Below are 6,241 nucleotides of genomic sequence, written 5' to 3'. Positions count from 1 at the left end.
CGGGCCACCGACCCGTTGTAGGGAATCGGCACGGCCTTGCCGCCGGAGACGACGTAGTCGGGCAGGTCGGCGTGCGGCGAGGCCGGCGCCAGGACGCTGACCTCGTGGCCGCGCTCCCGGAACACCTCCGCCAGTTGCAGCTCGTGCGCCTGGACCCCGCCATGGACGTCGAGGGAGTACGGGCACACCATGCCGATGCGCATCAGGCCTCCTCGAGGTATGCGCGCCGCTTCTCGCTGAGGTCGGCCAGCCAAAGCGGCTGCAGCATGTGCCAGTCCTGGGGATGGGCCGCGATGTTGACCGCGAACCGGTCCGCCAGCGCCTGGATGATCGCGCCAACGTCCCCGGACCGGGTGTCGACGGCGTCGTCGATCCGGACGACGCAGTCCTCACCGTCGTAGTAGACGTGGGCCGGGTGCAGCGGCGCCCCGGTCTCGATCGCGAGCTTGGCCGGGCCGGCGGGCATCCGGGTCGGTTCGCCGAAGAACCGCACCGGCACCCCGGAGTGGGTCAGGTCGCGGTCGGCCATCAGACAGACGAACCTGTTCTGCCGCAGGCGGTCTGCGAGCACCTCCGAGGGCGGCCGGTCACCGCCGGTCAGCGGCAGCACCTCGAAGCCGAGGCTCTCCCGGTATTCGATGAAGCGGTCGTACAGCGACTCCGGCTTGAGTCGTTCGGCGACCGTGGCGAAGGTGCCGTAATTCTGGGCCAGCCACACCCCGGCCATGTCCCAGTTGCCGCTGTGCGGCAGGGCTATCACCGCGCCGCGGCCGGCGGCGTGCGCGGCCGCGAAGTGGTTCGCGCCGACGAAGACCCTGTCGAGTTTGGCTGCCAGCGCGGGCAGGTCCATCGACGGCAGCCGGAAGGCCTCCTTCCAGTACCGGGCGTAGGAGGCCAGCGAGGCCCGCATCAACGAATCGGGCACCTCTTCCGGCGAGGTGCCGATCACCCGGGCCAGGTTCCTGCGCAGCTGCTGCGGTCCCCCGCCGCGCGCCCAGTAGCGCGCGCCCGCGCCGGCGATACCTCGGGCCATCGGTTCGGGCATCGCCCGCACCAGCCGCCAGCCCGCCGCGTAGCCCCAGTCGGTGAGGTTCTCCCCGGCGGGCAGCAGCTTGCTCACTGTTCGGCGCTTCCCGGAATGGGGATCGTGTCCACCGCTCCCGGCGAGCTGCGGACGCTGTGCAGGCGCTGGCCGACGGTGACCAGGCTGGCCACCGCCAGCAACCACATCGCCACGTGCAACGCCATCGGCATCGGGAAGTAGGGCAGGTCGGAGATCCCCGCGCCGCCCAGTGCGATGACCAGCCGTTCGGGCCGCTCGATCAGGCCGCCACCGCCACTGAGGCCGCTGGCCTCGGCGCGGGCCTTGATGTAGGAGATCACCTGTGAGGTCACCAGGCAGATCAGGATGGCCACCGCCAGCGACGAACTGCCCAGCCCGAAGACCGCCCACCACAGCAGGCCGCAGAACACCGCACCGTCGCTGATCCGGTCACAGGTGGCGTCGAGCACCGAACCGAAGGCGGTCCCGCCGCCGCGCTCCCGGGCCATCGCCCCGTCGAGCATGTCGGCGAGCACGAAGAACCAGATCACCAGCCAGCCCACGAACAGGTGCCCGGCGGGGAACAGCGTCAACGCGGCCAGCACCGAACCCGCGGTCCCGATGATCGTGACGGTGTCCGGGGTCAGCCCGACCCGCAGCGCGGCCCGGGCCAGCGGGGCGCTCAACTTCGTGTAGGCCGCCCGGGTCATCAGGTAGAAGTCGCTCATCGGCCGGCGACCCACGCCTCGGCCAGCAGCGCGCGGGTGTCGCGCAGCAGCTGCGGAATCATCTTGGTCTGGCCGACCACGGTGATGAAGTTGGCGTCGCCCGACCATCGGGGCACCACGTGCATGTGCAGGTGGTCGGCCAGCGACCCGCCCGCCGAGCGGCCCAGGTTGAGCCCGACGTTGAAGGCGTCGGGCCGCGAGACCGACTTGATCACCCGAATCGCCTTCTGGGTGAAGGCCATCAGCTCGCCGGCCTCGGTGTCGGTGAGGTCCTCCAGTTCGGAGACCTGCCGATAGGGCACCACCATGAGGTGGCCCGGGTTGTACGGGTAGAGGTTGAGCACCGCGTACACCAGTTCGCCGCGAGCGACGATCAGGCCCTCCTCGTCGGACATGGCGGGGATGTCGGTGAACGGCTGCGACGAACCCGCCGACCCCTCCGACCGGGGCGACTCCGCGATGTAGGTCATCCGGTAGGGGGTCCACAGCCGCGCCAGCCGGTCTGGGTCCCCCACTCCCCGGTCGATGATCTCGTCAGTCACCGCTGACCTCGACGAGTTCGGCTGTGGGAGCGTCGTTGCGGCGCGCGTCGATCCACGCCGTGATCGCGGCCACGGCCTGCGCCCGGGGCACGCCGTTGATCTGGGTGCGGTCCCCGAACCGGAAGGAGACGGCCCCCGCTTCAACATCACGGTCGCCCGCAAGCAGCATGAACGGCACCTTCTGGTTGGTGTGGTTGACGATCTTCTTGGCCATCCGGTCGTCGCTGGCGTCGACGGCGGCACGCACCCCGTGCGACTTCAGTTCGGCGGCAACGTCATCCAGATAGCCGACGTGCTCGCCGGCCACCGGGATGCCCATCACCTGCACCGGTGCCAGCCAGGCCGGGAACGCGCCGGCGTAGTGCTCGGTGAGGATGCCGAAGAACCGCTCGATGGAGCCGAACAGAGCGCGGTGGATCAGCACCGGGCGCTGGCGGGTTCCGTCGGCGGCGGTGTACTCCAACTCGAACCGTTCCGGCATGTTGAAGTCCAGCTGGATGGTCGACATCTGCCAGCTGCGGCCCAGCGCGTCGCGCACCTGCACGCTGATCTTGGGCCCGTAGAACGCCGCTCCGCCGGGATCGGGAACCAGTTCCAGGCCGGAGGATTCGGCGACCTCGCGCAGCGTCTCAGTCGCCTCGTCCCACATCTCGTCGGAGCCGACGTACTTCTCCGGGTCCTTGGTCGACAGCTCCAGGTAGAAGTCGTCCAGGCCGTAGTCGCCGAGCAGGTCGAGCACGAACCGCAGCAGCGAGGCCAGCTCGTCGCGCATCTGCTCGCGGGTGCAGTAGATGTGCGAATCGTCCTGGGTCATGCCGCGCACCCGAGTCAGTCCGTGGATGACGCCGGATTTCTCATAGCGGTACACCGTGCCGAACTCGAAGAGCCGCAGCGGCAGTTCCCGGTAGGAGCGGCCGCGGGACCGGAAGATCAGGTGGTGCATGGGACAGTTCATCGGCTTGAGGTAGTAGTCCTGCCCCGGCTTGCGCAGCGCGCCGTCCTCGCCGTACTCCGCGTCGATGTGCATCGGCGGGAACATGCCCTCGGCGTACCACTCCAGGTGACCGGAGGTGATGTAGAGCTGTTCCTTGGTGATGTGCGGGGTGTTGACGAACTCATAACCGGCCTCGATGTGCTTGCGCCGGGAGTACTCCTCCAGCTCGCGGCGCACGATGCCGCCCTTGGGGTGGAAAACCGGCAGGCCCGAACCCAGTTCGTCGGGGAAGCTGAACAGGTCCAGTTCCACGCCGAGCTTGCGGTGGTCGCGGCGCTGGGCCTCCTCGAGCAGTTCCAGGTGGCGGTCCAATGCCTCCTGGGACTCCCAGGCGGTGCCGTAGATCCGTTGCATGCTGGCGTTGCGCTGGTCGCCCCGCCAGTAGGCCGCCGAGCTTCGGGTCAGCTTGAACGCCGGAATATAGCGGGTGGTGGGGATGTGCGGGCCGCGGCACAGGTCGCCCCAAACCCGTTCGCGGGTGCGGGGATTGAGGTTGTCGTAGGCGGTGAGCTCGTCGCCACCGACCTCCATGATCTCGGCGTCACCGGATTTGTCGTCGACGAGTTCGAGCTTGTAGGGCTCCGCGGCGAGCTCGGCGCGAGCCTGGTCCTTGGACTCATAGACCCGGCGCGCGAACAGCTGGCCATCCTTGACGATCGCGCGCATCCGTTTCTCGAGCGCCTCGAGATCCTCGGGCGTGAACGCCTCCGGCACGTCGAAGTCGTAGTAGAAGCCGTCGGTGATGGGCGGCCCGATGCCGAGCCTGGCCGCGGGGAACATCTGCTGGACCGCCTGGGCCAGCACGTGGGCGGCCGAGTGCCGGATGACGCTGCGCCCGTCCTCGGTGTCGGCGGGCACCGGCGTGACGTCGGCGTCGGACTCCGGCGTCCAGGCCAGGTCGCGCAGCTTTCCGTCGGCGTCGCGGACCACCACGATGGCCCCCGGCTCGCCACGTGCCGGCAGCCCGGCGTCACGCACGGCGGCGCCCGCGGTGGTGCCGGCCGCGACCCGCAGCAGACCGGCGGGTGCGGGGTGGGCTGGGGCGCTCATCGACGGTCTCTTTCAGCTCGGATCGGCCGGCGGGCCGGCGGTGGTCGGGCTAATGCTATCGAGAGGCCCGGTGCAACCGCCCTGCGCAGGGCATCGTGGTGGATATGAAACTGACCGACCTCGCCGGGCTGCCGCTGACCTACACGGAGGTTGGGTCGACGTCCTCACACCTGCCCGCCGGCTACTCCCACGTCCGGCTGTCACACCGGGTCGGGTCGGGCCGCGAGCGCTTCGAGGAAGCGGCCGCGGCGGTCATGCGCTACGGCATGCTGCGCGGAGCGGGCCTCCGGGTGGAGGCGACCACGGAGGTGGCCAGGGTCGGCACCGACGTGCTGGGCCGGCTGGGGCCGTTCGTCGCTCCCTGCCGGGTGGTCTATGTGATCGACGAGCCCGACCGCCGCGGATTCGCCTACGGCAGTCTGCCGGGGCACGCGGTCGCCGGCGAGGAGATGTTCGGGGTGCGCTACGACCCGGCCGACGACTCGGTGCACAGCGAGGTGGTGGCGTTCTCCCGGCCGGCGACCTGGTGGAGCAGGCTGGGCGCTCCGGCGTTGTCGGTCGCCCAGCACGTCGTCACGCGGCGCTACCTGACCGCGGTGTAGCCGCGTCCCGTCAGATCCGCAGAGTGGACATGCCGCCGTCCAGGCCGAACACCTGACCGGTGACCCAGCCGCTGGCCGGCGACAACAGGAACTGGGCCAGTGCCGCCGCATCGGAGGCCGTTCCGACCCGCTTGAGCGGATAGCGCGCGCCCATGGCCTCACGCTTCTCCGGACTGGACAGCATGCGGTCCACCAGTGGGGTGTCCACCAGCGCCGGGGCGATCGCGTTGACCCGAACCTTCGGCGCCCATTCGGCGGCCAGCGAGCGCACCAGACCCTCCACCGCGCCCTTGGCCGCGGCCACCGAGGAGTGCATCGGCATGCCCTGGCCCACCGCGACCGTGCTGAACAGCACGACGCTGGCCGGCTCGCCGTCGGTGCCCTGCAGGCGGGGCTGGCAGGCCTTCAGGAACCGCACCGCGCCAAGCAGATTCACCTCCCAGTCACGGCGGAAGTCGTCCTCGCCCAGCGCCCGGAAGCTCTTGAGGTTCACCGTGCCCGGGCAGTACGCCGCGCCCTGGATCGACTCGGGCGGCTCGTGCAGCGGACCGTCGGCGGTGAGGTCACACGGCACGTGGCGTACCGGCCCGCCGACCGCGAGATCGCCGGCCGTGCGCGACCAGACGTCGACGCGGGAGGCTGAGGGAGCCAGCAGTCGGACGAGTTCGAGTCCGATGCCTCGGCTGCCGCCGGCGATCAGATAGCTGCTCATCGCCTGATGATAGGGCCGGGCGTCACTCCCCCGGCGAGGCGGCAGGATCAGCAAGCGCCGCGGCAGCACGCCGATCCATCTCGGCGAAGCTCAACGCACTCACCCGCAGCGCCTCGGCATGCTCGTACAGGCTGGCGGTCAACGTCCCGGTCGTCTGGGACCAGGCGGCGGCCTTGGCCGCCAGCGCGGCCCCGGATGCGCCCACCCAGCCGAACAACGCCGAGTCGATCGCCTGGTCGGCCGAGGAGTGGACGGCGAAGACGGTGACGGAGTGGTGATCGGCCAGCCGCCCGGCGGCTAGGAGCATCCCCGGATCGACGTTCAGTGGCTCGGACACGGGCCGGTCCCTCTCGAGCTGAGTGCAAAATCCCCTGGCAACGAAAAGTAACAGCGAACGGGCTTTGCGCAATTCACCGGGGAGCCGCAACCTGTGGTCCCGGCTGGGATCGAACCAGCGACCTTCCGCGTGTGAAGCGGACGCTCTTCCACTGAGCCACGGGACCGAATGGGCGGCCCGGCACGGCCAGGCGACGCCGAGGTCGAAGACTAGCACGCGGGGCATTTCCGCTGC

At 70.0% G+C, this 6,241-nt stretch carries 7 protein-coding genes, 1 tRNA gene and 1 pseudogene; 1 reads left to right on the top strand and 8 read right to left on the bottom strand.

Annotation, left to right across the window (positions count from 1 at the left end):
• From ACKOQ4_RS08845 to thrS, 5 genes and pseudogenes are all read right to left on the bottom strand, one after another.
• Positions 1 to 203, bottom strand: a pseudogene (locus tag ACKOQ4_RS08845) (alpha-(1-2)-phosphatidylinositol mannosyltransferase); the annotation flags it as partial.
• Complete coding sequence (locus ACKOQ4_RS08840) at positions 203 to 1,120, bottom strand: phosphatidylinositol mannoside acyltransferase (RefSeq protein ID WP_526290913.1); 918 nt, start codon at positions 1,118 to 1,120, stop codon at positions 203 to 205. The pseudogene ACKOQ4_RS08845 and the gene ACKOQ4_RS08840, both read right to left, overlap by 1 nt.
• Positions 1,117 to 1,770, bottom strand: a complete 654-nt coding sequence (gene pgsA / locus ACKOQ4_RS08835; RefSeq protein ID WP_526290911.1) for a phosphatidylinositol phosphate synthase — start codon at positions 1,768 to 1,770, stop codon at positions 1,117 to 1,119. Before pgsA ends, ACKOQ4_RS08840 begins: the two co-directional genes overlap by 4 nt.
• The gene (locus tag ACKOQ4_RS08830) at positions 1,767 to 2,312 is read right to left on the bottom strand and encodes an ATP adenylyltransferase (RefSeq protein WP_526290909.1); all 546 of its coding nucleotides are present in this window, start codon (positions 2,310 to 2,312) and stop codon (positions 1,767 to 1,769) included. Before ACKOQ4_RS08830 ends, pgsA begins: the two co-directional genes overlap by 4 nt.
• Positions 2,305 to 4,356 carry a threonine--tRNA ligase gene (thrS, locus tag ACKOQ4_RS08825; protein WP_526290907.1) on the bottom strand — a complete coding sequence of 684 codons (2,052 nt, stop codon included), beginning with the start codon at positions 4,354 to 4,356 and terminating at the stop codon, positions 2,305 to 2,307. The genes ACKOQ4_RS08830 and thrS overlap by 8 nt, the downstream gene beginning before the upstream one ends.
• A 104-nt stretch (positions 4,357 to 4,460) precedes the next feature.
• On the opposite strand from thrS, the gene ACKOQ4_RS08820 reads away from it, so the two are divergent.
• On the top strand, positions 4,461 to 4,958 hold the full coding sequence (locus ACKOQ4_RS08820) for a DUF1990 domain-containing protein (protein WP_526290905.1): 498 nt from the start codon (positions 4,461 to 4,463) through the stop codon (positions 4,956 to 4,958).
• 10 nt (positions 4,959 to 4,968) lie between these two features.
• On the opposite strand, the gene ACKOQ4_RS08815 is transcribed toward ACKOQ4_RS08820, so the two are convergent.
• The 3 genes from ACKOQ4_RS08815 to ACKOQ4_RS08805 form a co-directional block, all read right to left on the bottom strand.
• On the bottom strand, positions 4,969 to 5,670 hold the full coding sequence (locus tag ACKOQ4_RS08815; RefSeq protein WP_526290903.1) for an SDR family NAD(P)-dependent oxidoreductase: 702 nt from the start codon (positions 5,668 to 5,670) through the stop codon (positions 4,969 to 4,971).
• A 22-nt stretch (positions 5,671 to 5,692) separates the two neighbouring features.
• A complete protein-coding gene (locus ACKOQ4_RS08810; RefSeq protein WP_526290901.1) occupies positions 5,693 to 6,007 on the bottom strand; it encodes a WXG100 family type VII secretion target in 315 nt (104 codons plus the stop codon).
• A gap of 94 nt (positions 6,008 to 6,101) precedes the next feature.
• Positions 6,102 to 6,173, bottom strand: a tRNA-Val gene (locus ACKOQ4_RS08805).
• Positions 6,174 to 6,241: the final 68 nt, after the last annotated feature.

The sequence above is a fragment of the Mycobacterium sp. genome, assembly GCF_046095365.1.
In the GTDB taxonomy this organism is placed as follows: Bacteria; Actinomycetota; Actinomycetes; order Mycobacteriales; family Mycobacteriaceae; genus Mycobacterium.
This window is presented reverse-complemented; position numbering and strand designations above follow the sequence as displayed.

Bases quoted from the DNA above. Each gene is read 5' to 3' on its own strand.
- ACKOQ4_RS08815 (WP_526290903.1), bottom strand. From the start codon at position 5,670: ATGAGCAGCTATCTGATCGCCGGCGGCAGCCGAGGCATCGGACTCGAA.
- thrS (WP_526290907.1), bottom strand. From the start codon at position 4,356: ATGAGCGCCCCAGCCCACCCCGCACCCGCCGGTCTGCTGCGGGTCGCG.
- pgsA (WP_526290911.1), bottom strand. From the start codon at position 1,770: ATGAGCGACTTCTACCTGATGACCCGGGCGGCCTACACGAAGTTGAGC.
- ACKOQ4_RS08820 (WP_526290905.1), top strand. From the start codon at position 4,461: ATGAAACTGACCGACCTCGCCGGGCTGCCGCTGACCTACACGGAGGTT.